The organism is Bacillus sp. WC2503, from assembly GCF_052682895.1.
Genome location: NZ_JBQYMD010000001.1, coordinates 310745 through 327524 on the forward strand (window position 1 = coordinate 310745; position 16780 = coordinate 327524).

Below are 16780 nucleotides of genomic sequence, written 5' to 3' on the forward strand. Positions count from 1 at the left end.
GCATGGAGGAAGAATGCTATGACTAGATCGTATAAAGAAGTAATTAATGAAATGAACCGGGCTTATAATGAATTTTACATTTTACTATTTCAGGAGCTAAAAGATGAGTACGGTCTTACAGGACAGCAAGAGAGCATGCTATTTCATATTAATTTAAATGAAAATACGACAGCGAATCACATTGCGACTACTTTTAATATATCGAAAAGTGCTGTGAGCCAAGTTTTATCGAAATTGGAAAAACAGAAGATGATTTCGAAACAAGTAAACCCTAATAATAAACGGGAGTATTTCCTTACAATTGGTCCAAACGGTAGTAAGTATATAGAGCGGTTGTCTGATTTAGATGATGTATTAATTGAGAAGTACTTTTCGAAAATCGATATACATGCTTTAGAGCAAATGACCGATACGTTAACGAAAATAAATAAAGTTATATTAGAAGAAAAACAGAAGGATCTTGATTGTAATGAGTAAGAATTTAGATGAAGCAATTAGTAGAAAGGAGGAGAAGCATGTTATGAGTTACATACCAAATATGATTACGATAGCAAATTTTGTATGTGGGCTTTTGGCTATTTACGCTGTTTTCGTTCACGATATTTATTTAGGAGCAGTTTTTATTATTACAGGTATGTTATTTGATTTTTTTGATGGTATGGTCGCTCGGAAACTTGATGCTGTTTCGGAAATTGGCGGAGAGTTGGACTCGTTTGCGGATTTAGTTACTTTTGGTGTGGCACCGTCTATTCTTGCATATAGTGTCGCATTGAAAGAATTACAGTCTATCGGGATGATATGTGCGCTTGCTTACAGTATTTGTGGCATGCTTCGGCTTGCGAGATTTAACACGCAGCAAAGCAAACTCCCGACATTTATCGGAATGCCAATACCATTCGCGGCAATGTGTCTCCTCATTTTATGCTTTTTGAATAATCCAGTTTCCGTGGCGTTTGGCACATGCGTACTCGCTTATTTAATGGTGAGCAAAATCAAATTTCCTCATTTTAAAAAAGATATATCGGAAAGCTTGAACTCCGAAAGATGGGACTAATGAGAAAGGTAAGGAGCATTGCATGATTCGTATGGCATTAAGATCATTTAACATACAAATGTATTGTTTGCTAGGGGTGATGGTATTAGGATGGCTTATGACACCTTTTTCAGCCCAGTTTGTAGGAATAAGCATTGGCCTTTTAGTGAGTATGTATTGCGTCTGGATTTTAGGCAGGCGTATTGAAAAGTTCGGAGACAGCATTGTGAAAAAAGAAAAAGCGCCGATGCTTGGAATGATAAATCGGTTTGCAGCCGCAATACTCGGCGCGATTATTATGTATGAAATTGAACATCATGATTTCATGTGGACATTTGCTGCTGGAATTATGGGTGGGTATTTCTTAATTATTATTAATTTAGGATATTACAGCATGAAAGATGTGAAGGAATAAAGAGTTGTGTGAATCACTAATTTGGATGACTTACATGTATAAACGTAAAAGCTTTCCTGTATGGAGAGCTTTTTATTATAAAGAAAAGACACCCTAAGGTGCCTTTCTCCGACTTGAACCATTTTCATTTCATACGAATCTATCCGTATTACCCCTTTGTTATAAATGTAAACACAACCTATAAAACAGAATCGTTTATATACACCAGATTGTTAGTTCATAAAATAAAAGAGATTTGAGATCAGTATCGGAGTAACGCCACATCCCCTATAATGATTGATATGTTACGCCTGTCAAAAGAATCTGCTTTATAGAACGTGTCCACAATTTATATTTTACTATATTTAATATTCATTAAGTGTATTTTTTCACTAATATGTATAATTACATAAAGTTTACGGGGAAAAGAGAGTATACTTTAATATTGTGTAATAAAGATAAAGGCCACCTACGGAAATAGGGGGCCTTTTAACGTAAAAAGAAAAGACACCCATATATGAGTGTCTTTTCCGATAGTTTTTTAGCAGAAGCAAGAAGCTCCAACGATGATTAATAAAATAAATAATACAACTAATAAAGCAAAGCCTCCAGAAAATCCACAGCCGCCACAACTACCACCAAATCCCATAATAGTTCCTCCTTTTAATAAGAGGGGAAAACAAAAGGTCACTCATGTATTTTAACGGATTCAATTTACTTTATGTTTTTTATGCAATAATTGAGCAGGTCCTTTTGAAAATAAAAAAAGACACTCTAAGGTACCTTCCTCCAACTTGAACTACTTTCATTTTAATAATATCGTTCTAAGTTTAAAAACTATAGAGATTTTTCCTGTGGGCTTTGTAAGTAGTTTTTACGAAATTATGAGTGTTTTTTATTTTGTATTTCAATCAATTCATCTTTAATCATTTGTATATAATGTTCTTTTTCTGTTAGTTCAAATATAAATAATGCTTTTTTCATGTTATTCACAACATCTTCTTCATCATGTTGTTTAATCTTTAATAAATACTGACCTTTTAAATAGAATAGTTCACCTAATAGGTATAAAGTGTTTAGATTAATAGCTAATTTGATGCCCTTATCAAGGTGTTTTATTGCTTCTTCATGTTGATAGGTGAAGTCTAAACATTTTGCTAAATTTAAAATAATTTTTAATTTAATTTCTTTATCTCTAGGAAAATCTAACTTATTAAAATTAGTTAAACATTTTTTTAACATATTAATACTTTTTTCGTATTCTTTGTTTTCTGCATACAATATAGCAGTTGATTGCATAATATCTATTTCTCTTTCTGATAAACAATCAACATTGGTTAAAGTTAGTTTTAATGCATTATTAAGAAGAGTTAAAGCCGCTTTTGTTGAGTTATTCACACGATATATAGCAATTGCTTCATACCATATTAGAAATTGTTTATCTTCTGTTGATTGGAAATTGTTTTCGTTTTTCTCTTTTTTTACTATTTCATAAAGTTCTTTATATTGTTTTTGCTTTACACAATCTCTCATTACATATTTTACATTTTTTACGTATTTTAATTTTTTGTTTTGAGTTAGTGCAAATATATTATTTGGATCAACACCAAGTCTTTCTGATAATTGATATAACAATATGCTAGATGGATAAATCATACCTTTTTCTATCTTGCTAATTTGACTTTGTGAACATATGCCATGACATAATTCGGATTGTGATATATTTTTTTTAATTCGAAGTTCTTTAATGGTAATACCCAAATCACAAAATTCCATTTTTCCCCCTACTATTTAACGCTTTATTAGTATAATAATATTCTCCATCCTTAATGTAATGTAAAATTAATATAGTTGCAATTATTGTTTTTTAAGGCCTTTTTATAAAATTTCATTATAAAAGGCTCCTTCTTCCGAATCGAACCATCATGCATAAGTGTAAAATTACATAAAGCCCACCTACGGAAATAGATGGGCCTTACTATTAGGTGTTACTCCTTCATTGTACAAAAGGGAATTTGCTAGCATATCCTTAAAGTTCTTACATTGAGAAATAAAGAAAAGACACCCTAAGGTGCCTTTCTTCGACTTGAACCATCTTAATTTTAATAATATTGGGATTCTCATCCCAATATTATTTTACCATGTTAAGTTATTTTATTCATTGAGAAATATGTTTCAAATCTATATTTTATTGGAATTTTTTTGTATAAGAGGCTATATTTAAATTGTATGTAAGTTTTTAATAATAATATCTTATGAAATTCCGTTTCTCACCTTTAAATGTAACAATTTATGAGTATAAGAATATTTTTCAGCTTTTAATATAATGTAAAATGAGTACGGAACTTATTTTTATGAAAAAACGTTAACCGAAAGAGAGTTTGAATTGTCTATTTGAAGAAATTAATAATATCATGTGTGTTGGCTACATTCTGTCTAAATATGGTAGGATGTTCTAATAGTATGGGTACACTAAGGGATAAGTCTAAAAATTCAACAACTGTGAAGTGTGAACGTATCAACAAAGCGTGGTACAAACATATGTAATAGTTTAAAGAAATTTGAAACGGTTGATGTTAAAGGGCATAAGGAAAAATTAATTAGGCCGATAGTAGATGCTGATAATTGGAATAATGATAGTACTTAGAAATCCAATGAAAGCTTTTCTATTCATATTGTTTATTCCTCTCTTTTGTTGATCTACATAGTAAAAGCACTCATCTGAGTGCTATCACTTACTTCACTACTTTGTTCATAATTCCCTTATAAAGGTAATATGAACTTTAAAAATGTTTATTGTTGATTTTTTGTTTTCATCTGTTCTTCATAAACAAACTTAGCTGTCATAAAATCGTTAGGAAAATCTTTTAATGTGTTTTTCATCATGTTCAATTCTTCTTGTGATTTTATTTCAATGCCATATAAGAAATCGTACGCTTTCGTTTGCTCACTAGCAACAAAGTTTTGAGTCATGTAATCATCTTTGAAGTCTTGCTTCGCTTTTTCCTTCACTCTATTTATTGCTTCGGTTTTGTTGATATCCTTCACTGGATTTGCAAATGAACCTGTAGATTGTTGTTGTTTAGCTTCTTCTTTCTTTTCCGGTTGAACAGCAGGTTGTTGCGTTTCTCGTTTTGATTCTTCTTTTTTAGGTTGTTCTTTCTTTGCTAATTCTTCTTTTAATCTTTTAATCTTTTCACTTTAGCATCTAGCGTTTTATTTTGCGTTTCCAATAGTGATATATCCCCTTTTAATTTATCCCGCTATTTGCCGGGCAGTAAGACCCCCACTTCAAAATTCAGCGGAAGCAAAGAAGTTAGGTGGGGGTCGGGCTGCTCGTAAACGCCCGATTGGTGAAGGCTAATAATCAGTGGGGGATGAACAAAACCCCTACTGATTAAAGTTTCACTTTATCAATCTCTTTAGATTTATCATCAGTTTCTTTATAAACGGTATTTAATTTTGGGAGTAAAGTAGTATGTTGATCTTTCGCATAAAAATTAGAGTCAATACCATTCCTGTTATGATTAGTAAAATGAAAGATATAGCTGCTACTCCAAATACAGCCAACGGTCGTAGAAAGGGTTTTTTAACATATTTAAAAAACCCCTCAAGTATGGAACGATATACTTGAGGGAGGGGATGGGTGATTACAATCATGCTATTAATAAGAACCCCATAAATGATAAACCATTCCACTAACAAAAAACACTAATCCTAAAACCAAAACAATTATAGCAAGTATTCCATTTTGATTATGCTCCATAAAGTAGTAGCTCCTTTGAGATTTATTTTTATCCCGCATTAACTGTCCGTAAAAACCTGATTAGTAAAGGCTAATAATCAGTGAGGGGATGAACAAAGCCCCGGCTGATTAAAGTTTCACTTTATATACAAAAAAGCCTTTAGTCGTAATTATGGCTAAAGGCTTTGAGCATTATACTTTTTAGTTTGGAAAATCTTATAAGAAGAATAACCTGTATGTTATATAGAGAAGAATTTATAATATTTTTATCAAATTTGGAACTGTAATGTACTAGCTTGATAATGAAGCTGGACTATTAGAATTGAAAAATTTTAGTTTTATTATAACTAATAGAAAGGAAAGTAGTGTGAATAGAAATCCACTCCAAATAAGCTGGTGAATACCTAAGTTTGAAATGAACCAGCCTCCAATAGTTGTTCCTAAAGTAATTCCGAGATTTGAGAATGAAACGAATAGGCTATTACCAAATTCAGGTGCTTCTTTTGCTTCACTTATTAACCATGTTTGACCAACAATTAATCCGCCAGCATGCACGATTCCCCAAATGAATACTATAAAAATCATTGGAACAAGGTAGGAACCTAAATAATAAACCAATATGTAAACGATAGAATATAAAATAGGGAAGGATAGTACTGTATTTACTATACTTTTTTGCAGGAGACTACCAAATAAATGATTACCTAAAATCATAACTATACCAAATATGAATAGCATAATACTGATGAGAGATCCATTCATGGAAGTTACTTTTGCAAGGTATTCAGCGAAGTAGCTGTATACGGAAAACATGGCTGCAAAAAGGAATGTGACGGTTAAAATATTTAACCATAATCCTGGTTTGCCGAGTATACGAATTTGTTTGCCGAAAGACATTTTTTCTGTAACAGGCATAGAAGGAAGGTAGATTAGTATTCCAATGAATGCAAGAGTGTTAACGAATGCTCCGAATAAGAAAGCAATTTCTAGTGAAAATTGGTCTGCAAGGTAAGAGGTTAATGGTACGCCTAGAGCAAAACCAACTGTAATTCCCATGAAAACTTTTGTAACGGCTTGACCACTTTTCTCAGGAGGGACAAGTTTAGCAGCTGTTACAAGAGCGATTGAAAAGAAGAGTGGGTGAAGTGCGGCCGGTAAAATACGAAAAATAAGCATGATTTCAAATTGTGTTGTATAAGCGTAGATTATATTTGAAATAACAAATGTAAAAATTGCTGTTAATAAAATTATTTTGCGATTAATCCCAGAGACGAGCAAAATTAGAAACGGACCAGAAATAGCAACAACTAGTGCGAATATACTTACTAAAATTCCTGCTTGTGCAGTTGAAATGCCGAATTTCTGAGTGATTTGTGGTAATACACCGACAATACCCATTTCGGTAGTAATAATTCCGAACACACCTATTGCGAGTGTCAGAATAAGTAAAGGATTTACTTTTTTCATTTATAAAACTCTCCATTCGTACTAGTATTTTGAAAGTAAATTCATTAACAAAGAAGCATTATTGCAAGCATGATTGGATGTCAATATTATTAGGACTATGTAATTTGAAATACAATAACAGATATCTAAATAACTAGATATGATGTGTTAAAAAAATTTCTCCTTTCCATGTTTCTTGCTTTTATAGGTAGTGCAATTTTATAAAAAAGCAGAATGTGTGAAGGCTAATAATCAATTGGTATGCTAATTGATTATTAGCTTTCACTTTATAATTCGTTTTGGACGTATTCAGAAAACTCTTGTATTGTTTTTTCATTTCGACGATAGTAAGTCCATTTTCCAATTCGGTCAGAGTCTAGTAGTCCTGCCTTTTTCATAGTTAATAAATAACTAGAAATAACCGATTGGGCTAAACCAGTTTTAAGCTGGATATCTCCTACACATACTCCAACTTGAAAGTTAAGACCTTGCTCTAGATAAGGTTTTTCATCGAAATAGTTTTCTGGATTTTTCAACCATGATAAAATTTGACATCTTGTTTCATTTGACAATGCTTTATAAATTAATAAAGGTTCCATAAGGATATTATATCTACTTTTATAGATTTGTAAATGGGTTTTGGTGATTTTAAGGGAAGAAGGTATAGTTGATCCCTTTGAATAGGCATAAGGTCTTCTTGATCTGTACTCTTTGTAAAGGACATTCTAAAAAAAGTTAGGTAACCTAAAAAAGATGATTTCTGTATGCAAACAGGAGTCATCTTCTTTAAATTCTATTGATAGCAAGAGTGATTATAGTACGTCATATATTTCTTAATTTCATGTTTTAACTGAACAAACGATTCACATGATTTTATATATGTTTCATCGATTAAAGTACTACGAGGATTACGTGCAAAAATGATAATCTTGTTACGTTCAAGCATGTTGTTGCCTAGCTATCAATGGCGGATTCCTAAGAAGAGTAATAATAAAACCCAACTGAAGATTTAAGAAAAATTTTATGTTTCCCCCACTTTTTATTTTAGAAGTTTTTCCTATCCTATAAATGAGTTACATCATGAAGGAGACTAAAAACGACAAAGTCATAGATGAAAATGTAAAGTTAGGGGATTCTGCATGCATACAGAAGTTTTGATGAGTTATTTGTATACTTATTTCTTTACTGTTATTTTTTGTATTGTATTTCAAATTGGATTTTATTTTAAAACGAAAAGAACTATATCTATTTGGCATTTTCTATGGGTGTATGTTTTTCTGTTTTACCTTTCGCTAGTGTATGGGGTGACGCAGATCGCGACAGTATGGGATATAAGTAGAAATGAAACGTGGATTCGTGTAAGTCAAATTAACTTGACTTTATTTGATACTGCAGGTAGTACTGCATACCTTTTGAACATTGTACTGTTTATGCCGTTAGGTTTTTTATTACCGACTATTTGGCCGCAGTTTAGAAAAATGAAAAATACTATATATGCGGGATTCTTTTTTTCACTTGCAATTGAGTTAAGTCAATTACTAAATAGTAGAATTACAGATATTGATGATGTATTTACGAATACTCTCGGGGCGATTATTGGGTATGTATTATATAGAGTTTTATTTAAACTGATAGATAAAAGAGAGGGGAAAAAGCTTGATACTAACACTTCTCTAGTTATACAATACGAAGCTGTTTTTTATTTGGTTTTCTCACTTGTAGGTGTGATGTTAATTTATTATCCTGGAGACCTGTAATCTTCCAATGAGATGATTACGAATTTATTTTTAACGCTCGTGCGATATTTCAATTTGTAAAAAAAGCCTTTAACTGGCTATAGCTAAAGGCTTTTTTCATCATAATTTTAGTTACCAATTACCCACTCCAACATCCGCATTCAGCCACTTCACCCAATCCAAATCCTCTATCTTAAGCAAACTGAGCGAAACACCCTTCATATCTAAAGAAGTTAGCAGTGTACCGACTTTTACGAACTTCACTTGTAATTTCTCCAGCTCACATAAACGGCGAATATCATTTGCGAAAATGTATTGTTCCATTAGCGGAGTTGTGCCGAGTCCATTAACGAGGATGGCGAAGTTGTCACCTTTTCTCCAGCGGTAAATGCTTTTTAGTTTGTTCATTAGTTCGATTGCTAATATTTCAGAAGAGGATAGTGCTTCTTTACGGTAACCTTTTTCACCATGGATGCCGACGCCGTAAAACACTTCATCTTCGTTTAATGTGAATGAAGCTTTTCCTTTTACTGGATCGTTGGCAGGGGAAAGGGCAACTCCTAATGTGTGTAAGTTTTTGATGACAGCTTGCCCGATTGTTGTTAGTTCTTCTAAAGAATGTCCACTCTCAGCGGCCGCACCAAGTATTTTTTGAACGAAAACAGTGCCAGCGACGCCGCGTCTTCTTTTATTAAAAGAAGCATCATCTTCAATTGAAACGTCGTCATTTACGATGATGTGGTCAATTTGTCTTCCTTCTTCTTTGGCAATTTGCTTCGCCGCTAGAAAATTCTCAACATCATCTTTAAAGTTTTTAATGATGAATAAAATACTTTTATCCTTTGGTATAAGGTGAGTAGCTGCGACAATTTGTTCTACTGTAGGCGGAGTGAAAATACTGCCATTTACTGCCGCTGTAAGCATTCCTTTTCCTACATAACCAATATCAGCAGGTTCATGTCCGCTACCACCACCGCTTATAATAGCGACGTCTTGCTTCAGTTTGTCGATATCTTTTACATAAATGATGTTGTTTGTTTCGTCGTAATTTACTTTGTCGTTATGTTCAAAATAAAAGCCATGCAGCATATCTTGAACGATATGTTGTACATCATTCATAATCTTTTTCATTGCTTTTGCCACCCTTTAATTACTTTGCTGATTGCTCCAGTAATAGTAGTAATTGATTGTTGATCATATTTTTCATGAGAGAAGACATAATGGAAGGATCTACTTCGCATTTGCTTTCAATCCAATCTTTTATCGTTCCAACGAAGCCGTGACTATAAAAGGAGGCAATCGTATTTTTTGTCTCGTCAGAAAGGCTGAATCCACAGCTCACGGATAGTTCATCAATAATCTTCATATATAAGTTTTTCGTATGCTCAAATAAATAGTGATTAAACGAGTTTTGTTCAATGACTTTAAAAGCATTTCGGTAAAATTTTTGATTTTCATAAAAGTAATCAAATAATAAATCGAAAATGTTTTCCCACGTTTCATAGTCGAGAAAGTCGATAATGTTTTCTTTCGTTTCTTCTCTATAAATCCAGCTTAATAGTTCAAATTTATCTTTAAAATGATAATAAAAAGTTTGCCTACGCATTTGACAGTGTAACATAATATCGCTTACTGATATTTTATGAAACGACTCTGTTTCCATTAAATATTTCAATGAGTTCGCGATTATCTTTTTAGAAATTATAGAAGAGGTCATCTGAATCATCCCTAGAATGTAGTAATATAAAAATCCTATCTATAAATGAGAGCGGTGTCTTTAGACAGATTGTCCATTTTGTCCGTTTACTATAAAACGCTTTCATTTTAACATGGTTAGTAAGAAGAAGATTTCAAATATATCACAATATATTAAAGGAATTGAGGGAGAATCACAATGAAAAAGATTATAAACAAACCAGAAACATTAGTTATGGAAATGTGTAACGGGATGGTTATGGCTCACCCAGAGCTTGAGCTTTTGAAAAAATATAAAGTAATTAAGAAGAAAGAAATGAACGAAAACAAAGTAACGTTAATTAGTGGTGGCGGTAGTGGTCATGAGCCAGCACATGCAGGACTAGTCGGAAAAGGAATGTTAGATGCGGCAGTGTGCGGAGATGTGTTTGCTTCACCTTCGCAAATTCAGGTATATCAAGCAATTAAAGAGACAGCTAGTAAAAAAGGTACGTTATTAATTATTAAAAACTACAGCGGCGATATTATGAATTTCAAAAACGGTGCGCATTTAGCGAAGGAAGATGGAATTGAAGTCGATTACGTAAAAGTTGACGATGATATTGCGGTAGAAGATAGTCTATACACAGTAGGACGTCGCGGCGTTGCGGGCGTTATTCTCGTTCATAAAATTGCCGGCGCAGCAGCGGAAGCAGGTATGGATTTAGGCGCGGTGAAAGCTGTAGCGGAAAAAGCAGCGGCTAACGTGCGTACAATCGGTTTAGCGTTAACTTCTTGTACAGTTCCAGCGAGCGGATCACCTACTTTCACACTTGCGGAAGATGAAATGGAATACGGCGTTGGTATTCACGGCGAACCAGGAATTAAGCGTGAAAAAACGATGTCAGCTGATGAGTTAGCTAACCGTATGACAAATGATTTAATAAAAGATTTAGGAGTAAAAGATGGCGAGGAAATTGCGCTTCTAGTAAATGGTTTTGGTGGTACACCACTGCAAGAACTATACTTATTTAATAACGCAGTTACGAGAGAATTAGCTGCTAGAAACATTAAAATTAATAGAGTATTCGTCGGTAACTATATGACGAGTATTGATATGGCTGGTATGTCTTTAACAGTGATGAAGTTAGATGATGAGCTAAAAACATTACTATCGAAAGAATGTAATACACCAGCGTTCAAAGTAGATGGACTAGTTGAAAGTGTAGAGTACGTGAATGTACTTGAAGAGGCAGAAGAGAAAGAAGTTTCATTTGAAATAGAAACAGCGGAAGAGCACGCTGTGATTAAAGATAATATCATTACATTAAACAACATGATTTATCTCGTTGATAAAATGAGCGACATTATTATTAAAAATGAAGTACCGTTCTGTGAGTTAGATACACATGCAGGTGACGGCGACTTCGGAATGAGTGTTGCGAAAGGATTTAAGCAATTAAAACGTGAGTGGCATTCTATTGTAGAACAAGAAAATGTAACGATCGGATCATTCCTTGACGGTTGTTCCATGATTATTATGGAACATTGCGGCGGCGCATCTGGTCCAATTTGGGGCGGTGCATTCCGCGCAGCTAGTAAAGCAGCAGGCGAGAAGCGTGAGTTAACAGTGAAAGAATTTGCTGAAATGTTGCAAGCAGCACTGCAAGGCATACAATCTATCGGTGAAAGATCGTTCGGTAGAGGTGCAGTAGTTGGTGATAAAACACTTGTTGATGCACTTGCTCCATGTGTGGATTCTTGGTTAGCTAGCGCTTCAAACGAAGTAGACATGAAAACTGCCTTTGAAAAAGGTGCAGAAGCAGCCGTTAAAGGAGCAGAGTACACGAAAGAAATCGTAGCTCGCATGGGCCGCGCCGGTACAGTTGGTGAAAGAAGTTTAGGCTATCCAGATGCAGGTGCACATGCGCTTGGAGTTATCTTTACGGAGATTGCGGGTAGTTTGAAATAGGAATTAGAAGATCCCCTCTGCCTTAAGGTGGAGGGGATCTTTATTTATAATCATCATTCTTCCAGTGAAAAATTTTATTTGTTAGCCAATCTAGAAGCTGCTTCTTCAACTTCTTTATACGCATTTTGTAATACTTCATTTGGATCTAGTACTGCTGTTCCTTGTGCACGAACGATTTGATAATCTTCAATACCAAAGAAATTAAACATTGCTTTTAAATATTTATGAGAGTATTCCACTTCTGTATACCAATCATCATTTGTATAGATTCCTCCACTTGCTTGTATAACAAGCATTCTTCTTCCATCTTTAAGTAGTCCCACTGATCCAGTTTCAGTATATTTAAATGTTTCACGTGCAATCATGATATTGTCCATGTAATCTTTTAACTTTGATGGAATATTAAAATTGTGCAAAGGTAATACGATAACATACGTATTTGCACTTTTAAATTGTTGTAAAATTTCGGACATACGCTCTGTTACTTTTTGTTCTTCATCAGTTAACTTTTGTCCATTTCCTTGCTTTTCCCATGCACTTAAAACAGTTTTATCTATCATTGGTACTATATCATCGTATAAATTAATTTGTTCAATCGGTTCATTATTAGGAATTAATTCTTTATAAGATACTAAAAAGTGGTTAAGAACTTTAATGCTGACTGATGATGTATCATCCACTTTTGGATGTGCGTTTATGATAAGTGTTTTGTTCATTTGTATTTCCCCTTTTTAAAAGTTTTTACGTTTTAATTGTCGACAAAGTTAATCGTCGATTAACTTTGTCTTTAATATAAGCTCTGAAATTATTTTTGTCAAACGAAATACATACTATTCGAAAAGAGCCTTTTTTTATTTGACTAAAATTCTAAATGGTCCTAAGATACAATTTGATAACCCTTAAAATAAAAAGCAGGTGATTTGTATATGCAGTATAGTGTTGGGGTTGAATATGCCTTGCATTGCCTAGTTTATTTAATTAACACTCCTTCCAAGGAAAGTGTCGGAATAAAAGATTTGGCAGAGTTCCAAGGGCTTTCTGAAACATTTCTTTCAAAAGTTTTCGGTAAATTATCTAAAGCTGGCATTGTAAATTCTGTCCCAGGTGTAAAGGGCGGGTATAGGTTAGCTAAGTCTCCAGAAGATGTTTCTTTTTGGGATGTAATAGAAGCTGTCGAAGGTCCAAAACCTATTTTTCAATGTAAAAATATTGTACAGAATGGTCTACTATATCGAGACGAGGCCGAGGCTTGCAATTCTTGTGAACCTAGCAATTCTTCTTGTACAATTAACTTAGTAATGCTTGAAGCAGAAGAACACATGCGTGAGTTTCTTCGTAAAAAGACTCTTGCATGGTTAGATAAAGAACTTGATATTGTTTTACCTGAAAAGATAAGGGTAGATACTCGTGAATACTTCAAACAAAAAAACTCTAACTAAATCGCCATGACGAATTAGTTAGAGTTTTTTTGTTTTTTAACATGAATGCCATCATGTGAGTTCCTAAAAATATGGAATTCACGTTGCTTAATTATATTTTTTAATCTTCGTGATCGATTTCTATTGTGCCTGTTCTAGCGCTAACTTTTAAAACATTCAATAGATTATCAGGTGTCTTGATTTCCACTTCATATTCGAATTGAGATTGTGTTAAGTTGTCATCTTCTAATTCAAATTCTTTTTTCACATGAATAATTTCCCCATTTGTTTGTGCTAAAGCAATTTCACGAACTTGTTTTTCTGTGTAGTTGTCATTCTTTTTTGCATAATTGTAACCCATACCAAAATATCCACCAACAATAGCAATACCAATTACTAAAGTAGCAATTACACTTATCATTATTTTCTTTTTATGTTTTAACATTTTCATTCACTCCTTAATGATTAATCATCTATTCCAAATCTTGCTTCAAGTGCATTTTCTGCTTGCTCTAATTGATCTTCCAGTATATCTTGTTCTCTTTCTTGTGTTTGATATTGTTCAACAGTTATCGTTCCAGCGCGATAATCTGCTTCTAGCTGATTATCAGATAAATCTATTTTGTCATCTAATTGGTCAATTTCTTTTTTTGCTGCTAAGTACGTATTTAAGTCCTCTTCTTTTGCTCCAACTGGTTTTGTGTTATGTGCCTTTTCTATAATAGATGAGACTTCATTTTTGAAATCTTGTATTTGCTTCGTATCATTCGTAGCAGGCTCTGTTTTGTTTGGTTCTTTTTGTAGTTGAGCAACTTCTTTTTGTAATTTATCATTTTCCGCTTTCAGTTGTTGTACTTCTGTATTGTTATCAGATTGAGTAGAACAAGCTGTTAAGAATAAACAAGACATTGCTCCAATTATCATCCAGTTTCTCATTATGTTTTCCTCCCTTTAATTGAGCACCTTATCCTTGCCTTTATATTACTGAACAAACATTAAAGGAAGATTAATGTGCCAAAAAATAAAATGATATAATTAAATCGTTTCTAATCTTTCTTTAATGTTTTGGAACTATAGTGATATATATAATAAGAAAAAAGGAGGATGCTAATGCGAGTTCTTATTGTCGAAGATGAACAAGACTTACAAAATATATTAGTAAAACGATTAAATGCAGAATATTATAGTGTCGATGGATGTGGGAATGGAGCAGATGCCTTGGATTATATAAGCATGGCTACTTATGACTTGATTGTGCTTGATATTATGATTCCCCGAATAGATGGGTTACAAGTGTTACAAAGATTACGCGCAGACAATAATACAACTCCTGTCTTGCTTCTTACAGCTAAAGATACAATTGATGATCGCGTAAAAGGACTCGACTTAGGTGCGGATGATTATTTAGTAAAGCCATTTGCTTTTGATGAACTATTAGCAAGAATTCGAGTGTTGATGCGAAGAAAAACAGGGAATACCTCTAATGTGTTTGAAATTGCTGATCTAGTGGTGGATTGCAATATGCATAAAGTAACAAGGGGAGAGCAGGTTATTAATCTTTCCAGTAAAGAATTTGCTATTTTAGAATATATGATTCGTAATAAAGAAGTTGTGTTGACACGAGATAAAATTGAGCAACATGTGTGGAATTACGACTATGAAGGTGGCTCAAATATTATTGATGTTTACGTCCGATACCTTCGTAAAAAAATTGATAGCCAGTTTGAAACGAAGTTAATTCATACAGTACGAGGCACTGGTTACGTATTGCGAGTAGAGTCATGAAAAAACTATCAATAAAAATGAGAGTAACCCTTTGGTATACGGGGTTAATTGTAATTATTATGGCACTCGTGTTAGCTTTTATTTTAGCTTCTTCAGATAAAGTTGTGCTTTTTAATATGAAAAATCAATTAAAGAGCACAGTAAAAGAAAGCATGGAAGATATCAAATATAAGCATGGGCAGTTAAAGATTGACGATGAGTTTGAAACTTTAGAAGATGGAGTAAATCTCCTCATTTATAGTAAGCAAGGTGAGCTACTGGCAGGAAATAGTCCAACAAGCTTTAATAAAAAGATATCGCTTAAATCCGATGAAATACAAACCATTAAAAATGGTAATAAAGAATGGATCGTATATGATTTTCTCCATAACGTAGGCGGCGATGAGCAAGTCTGGGTTCGTGGAATAATGACGATGAACCAATTATCATCAACGATGAATACGCTTATCGTGGTAACACTCATCTCTTTCCCATTACTTATTCTCATTGCGGCAGTGGGAGGATATTTTATTACGCAAAGAGCGTTTCGACCTGTGAAACAAATGAGTGATTCAGCTAGTGAAATTGGTGATGGTAAAGACCTTTCGAAGAGGATTAATTTACAAGGTTCATCGAAAGACGAAATTTATCATTTAGCACAAACCTTTGACAACATGTTTGAGCGATTGGAGAAATCATTTGAAAGTGAAAAACAATTTACATCTGATGCATCTCATGAATTAAGAACGCCAACATCTGTGATTATTTCGCAATGCGAATACGCCTTATCGCAGAGGAATAATCCGAAAGAAATGGAAGAATCTTTAGAAGTAATTTTAAGGCAATCACGTAAAATGTCCTCGTTAATCTCGCAACTTTTATTATTAGCACGAGTTGATCAAGGAAAGCATGATACTTTTCAATTTGAATGTATCAATATGAGTGAATTAACGGAAATCGTTGTAGAAGAGCTTTCATTAATGGTTCAAGAAGCCTCGATTGATATAACAACAAATATAGAGGAAGACCTGTTTATTAAAGCAGATCAAACATTGATGATGCGTTTATTAATGAATTTATTAACGAATGCGATTGCTTATGGTAAAGAGAATGGTAGTGTGAATATACAACTATGCCGTGATGGAACGAACATAATAGGTAAAGTCTCCGATAATGGCATAGGCATCAGCGAGCAACATATTACGAAAATATGGGAACGCTTCTATCGAGTTGATGCAGCACGAACATCTTCAAACATGGGAAACACGGGTTTAGGATTGTCGATGGTAAAATGGATTGTCGAACTACATGGAGGAGAAATTACCGTTGAAAGTAAATTAGGGGAAGGCAGTACTTTTACATTTAAACTACCAATTGAAAAACGAGCATAATGTATGCTCGTTTGTAGCTTTAGAATAAAGATGGATTTAAAAGCTCTCTTTAATCTTTATTTAAAAGTAAATGAAAGTAAATCGATTTAGTTATAAATTATGTTTTCAACATGATACAATACATTCCTTTTTAGTATGAAATTGAAACAACAAGAACAGATGATTAGTCTGTTTCTAACATCATAGATTTATATTTTCGAACGTGTT

Annotated in this window: 18 protein-coding genes and 2 pseudogenes; 9 read left to right on the forward strand and 11 right to left on the reverse strand. The window is 33.5% G+C overall.

Translation table 11 applies throughout. The features are described from left to right. The first annotated feature begins 18 nt into the window (after nt 1-18). From ACUN26_RS01650 to ACUN26_RS01660, 3 genes are read left to right on the forward strand one after another with little or no spacing between them, the layout of a single operon-like run. The gene (locus tag ACUN26_RS01650) at nt 19-477 is read left to right on the forward strand and encodes a MarR family winged helix-turn-helix transcriptional regulator (RefSeq protein WP_000198621.1); all 459 of its coding nucleotides are present in this window, start codon (nt 19-21) and stop codon (nt 475-477) included. Beyond that, a complete protein-coding gene (gene pssA / locus ACUN26_RS01655; RefSeq protein ID WP_000042023.1) occupies nt 470-1054 on the forward strand; it encodes a CDP-diacylglycerol--serine O-phosphatidyltransferase in 585 nt (194 codons plus the stop codon). The genes ACUN26_RS01650 and pssA overlap by 8 nt, the downstream gene beginning before the upstream one ends. 22 nt (nt 1055-1076) lie before the next feature. Further along, nucleotides 1077-1448, forward strand: a complete 372-nt coding sequence (locus ACUN26_RS01660) for an ATP synthase subunit I (RefSeq protein WP_000620622.1) — start codon at nt 1077-1079, stop codon at nt 1446-1448. A 520-nt stretch (nt 1449-1968) separates the two neighbouring features. Here the strand turns inward: ACUN26_RS01660 and ACUN26_RS01665 are convergent. Next, nucleotides 1969-2076 carry a YjcZ family sporulation protein gene (locus ACUN26_RS01665; RefSeq protein WP_000505673.1) on the reverse strand — a complete coding sequence of 36 codons (108 nt, stop codon included), beginning with the start codon at nt 2074-2076 and terminating at the stop codon, nt 1969-1971. A gap of 233 nt (nt 2077-2309) precedes the next feature. Continuing rightward, nucleotides 2310-3203 (reverse strand): helix-turn-helix domain-containing protein, encoded by an 894-nt coding sequence (locus ACUN26_RS01670; RefSeq protein WP_000393592.1) that lies wholly within the window; start codon nt 3201-3203, stop codon nt 2310-2312. 733 nt (nt 3204-3936) lie between these two features. Between ACUN26_RS01670 and ACUN26_RS01675 the strand changes: the two genes are divergently transcribed. Continuing rightward, entirely contained in the window at nt 3937-4074 is a 138-nt protein-coding gene (locus tag ACUN26_RS01675; protein WP_002038086.1) for a hypothetical protein, read from the forward strand. A gap of 146 nt (nt 4075-4220) precedes the next feature. Here the strand turns inward: ACUN26_RS01675 and ACUN26_RS01680 are convergent. From ACUN26_RS01680 to ACUN26_RS01695, 4 genes and pseudogenes are all read right to left on the reverse strand, one after another. Further along, nucleotides 4221-4684, reverse strand: a pseudogene (locus ACUN26_RS01680) (Branched-chain amino acid permease); the annotation flags it as partial. A 779-nt stretch (nt 4685-5463) separates the two neighbouring features. Beyond that, nucleotides 5464-6639 (reverse strand): MFS transporter, encoded by a 1176-nt coding sequence (locus tag ACUN26_RS01685; RefSeq protein ID WP_000757562.1) that lies wholly within the window; start codon nt 6637-6639, stop codon nt 5464-5466. Between the two features lie 266 nt (nt 6640-6905). Then, complete coding sequence (locus ACUN26_RS01690) at nt 6906-7217, reverse strand: ArsR/SmtB family transcription factor (protein WP_000433544.1); 312 nt, start codon at nt 7215-7217, stop codon at nt 6906-6908. Between the two features lie 194 nt (nt 7218-7411). Beyond that, nucleotides 7412-7513 (reverse strand): annotated as a pseudogene (locus ACUN26_RS01695) (TetR family transcriptional regulator); the annotation flags it as partial. A gap of 244 nt (nt 7514-7757) precedes the next feature. Between ACUN26_RS01695 and ACUN26_RS01700 the strand changes: the two are divergent. After that, a complete protein-coding gene (locus ACUN26_RS01700; protein ID WP_000556726.1) occupies nt 7758-8375 on the forward strand; it encodes a VanZ family protein in 618 nt (205 codons plus the stop codon). 111 nt (nt 8376-8486) lie between these two features. Here ACUN26_RS01700 and dhaQ read toward each other — a convergent pair whose 3' ends face one another. Together dhaQ and dhaS are read right to left on the reverse strand one after the other, a co-directional pair. Further along, the gene (gene dhaQ, locus ACUN26_RS01705; protein ID WP_000723337.1) at nt 8487-9485 is read right to left on the reverse strand and encodes a DhaKLM operon coactivator DhaQ; all 999 of its coding nucleotides are present in this window, start codon (nt 9483-9485) and stop codon (nt 8487-8489) included. Between the two features lie 19 nt (nt 9486-9504). Continuing rightward, nucleotides 9505-10071, reverse strand: coding sequence for a dihydroxyacetone kinase transcriptional activator DhaS (gene dhaS, locus ACUN26_RS01710; protein WP_000204220.1), 567 nt, complete (start codon nt 10069-10071; stop codon nt 9505-9507). Between the two features lie 177 nt (nt 10072-10248). Between dhaS and dhaK the strand changes: the two genes are divergently transcribed. Next, the gene (gene dhaK / locus ACUN26_RS01715; protein ID WP_000720707.1) at nt 10249-12000 is read left to right on the forward strand and encodes a dihydroxyacetone kinase subunit DhaK; all 1752 of its coding nucleotides are present in this window, start codon (nt 10249-10251) and stop codon (nt 11998-12000) included. Between the two features lie 74 nt (nt 12001-12074). Here dhaK and ACUN26_RS01720 read toward each other — a convergent pair whose 3' ends face one another. Next, nucleotides 12075-12716, reverse strand: a complete 642-nt coding sequence (locus ACUN26_RS01720) for an FMN-dependent NADH-azoreductase (RefSeq protein ID WP_001044357.1) — start codon at nt 12714-12716, stop codon at nt 12075-12077. A 210-nt stretch (nt 12717-12926) separates the two neighbouring features. Here ACUN26_RS01720 and ACUN26_RS01725 point away from each other — a divergent pair, with 210 nt between their 5' ends. After that, entirely contained in the window at nt 12927-13439 is a 513-nt protein-coding gene (locus tag ACUN26_RS01725) for an RrF2 family transcriptional regulator (RefSeq protein ID WP_001200345.1), read from the forward strand. Nucleotides 13440-13539: 100 nt separating this feature from the next. Here the strand turns inward: ACUN26_RS01725 and ACUN26_RS01730 are convergent, their stop codons facing one another. Both ACUN26_RS01730 and ACUN26_RS01735 read right to left on the reverse strand, forming a co-directional pair. Continuing rightward, a complete protein-coding gene (locus tag ACUN26_RS01730; RefSeq protein WP_000912147.1) occupies nt 13540-13863 on the reverse strand; it encodes a PepSY domain-containing protein in 324 nt (107 codons plus the stop codon). A 20-nt stretch (nt 13864-13883) separates the two neighbouring features. Further along, nucleotides 13884-14354 carry a hypothetical protein gene (locus ACUN26_RS01735; RefSeq protein ID WP_001246840.1) on the reverse strand — a complete coding sequence of 157 codons (471 nt, stop codon included), beginning with the start codon at nt 14352-14354 and terminating at the stop codon, nt 13884-13886. A 174-nt stretch (nt 14355-14528) separates the two neighbouring features. Between ACUN26_RS01735 and ACUN26_RS01740 the strand changes: the two genes are divergently transcribed. Beyond that, complete coding sequence (locus tag ACUN26_RS01740; RefSeq protein ID WP_001264540.1) at nt 14529-15203, forward strand: response regulator transcription factor; 675 nt, start codon at nt 14529-14531, stop codon at nt 15201-15203. After that, on the forward strand, nt 15200-16573 hold the full coding sequence (locus tag ACUN26_RS01745) for a sensor histidine kinase (RefSeq protein ID WP_000736484.1): 1374 nt from the start codon (nt 15200-15202) through the stop codon (nt 16571-16573). Before ACUN26_RS01740 ends, ACUN26_RS01745 begins: the two co-directional genes overlap by 4 nt. Nucleotides 16574-16780 lie beyond the last annotated feature (207 nt).

Coding starts and splice junctions, on each gene's coding strand:
- ACUN26_RS01670 (WP_000393592.1), bottom strand. CDS start 3,203: ATGGAATTTTGTGATTTGGGTATTACCATTAAAGAACTTCGAATTAAA.
- dhaS (WP_000204220.1), bottom strand. CDS start 10,071: ATGACCTCTTCTATAATTTCTAAAAAGATAATCGCGAACTCATTGAAA.
- ACUN26_RS01660 (WP_000620622.1), top strand. CDS start 1,077: ATGATTCGTATGGCATTAAGATCATTTAACATACAAATGTATTGTTTG.
- ACUN26_RS01690 (WP_000433544.1), bottom strand. CDS start 7,217: ATGGAACCTTTATTAATTTATAAAGCATTGTCAAATGAAACAAGATGT.
- ACUN26_RS01650 (WP_000198621.1), top strand. CDS start 19: ATGACTAGATCGTATAAAGAAGTAATTAATGAAATGAACCGGGCTTAT.
- ACUN26_RS01700 (WP_000556726.1), top strand. CDS start 7,758: ATGCATACAGAAGTTTTGATGAGTTATTTGTATACTTATTTCTTTACT.
- ACUN26_RS01745 (WP_000736484.1), top strand. CDS start 15,200: ATGAAAAAACTATCAATAAAAATGAGAGTAACCCTTTGGTATACGGGG.
- ACUN26_RS01720 (WP_001044357.1), bottom strand. CDS start 12,716: ATGAACAAAACACTTATCATAAACGCACATCCAAAAGTGGATGATACA.
- ACUN26_RS01730 (WP_000912147.1), bottom strand. CDS start 13,863: ATGTTAAAACATAAAAAGAAAATAATGATAAGTGTAATTGCTACTTTA.
- ACUN26_RS01740 (WP_001264540.1), top strand. CDS start 14,529: ATGCGAGTTCTTATTGTCGAAGATGAACAAGACTTACAAAATATATTA.
- pssA (WP_000042023.1), top strand. CDS start 470: ATGAGTAAGAATTTAGATGAAGCAATTAGTAGAAAGGAGGAGAAGCAT.
- ACUN26_RS01685 (WP_000757562.1), bottom strand. CDS start 6,639: ATGAAAAAAGTAAATCCTTTACTTATTCTGACACTCGCAATAGGTGTG.
- dhaQ (WP_000723337.1), bottom strand. CDS start 9,485: ATGAAAAAGATTATGAATGATGTACAACATATCGTTCAAGATATGCTG.
- ACUN26_RS01725 (WP_001200345.1), top strand. CDS start 12,927: ATGCAGTATAGTGTTGGGGTTGAATATGCCTTGCATTGCCTAGTTTAT.
- ACUN26_RS01665 (WP_000505673.1), bottom strand. CDS start 2,076: ATGGGATTTGGTGGTAGTTGTGGCGGCTGTGGATTTTCTGGAGGCTTT.
- ACUN26_RS01735 (WP_001246840.1), bottom strand. CDS start 14,354: ATGAGAAACTGGATGATAATTGGAGCAATGTCTTGTTTATTCTTAACA.
- dhaK (WP_000720707.1), top strand. CDS start 10,249: ATGAAAAAGATTATAAACAAACCAGAAACATTAGTTATGGAAATGTGT.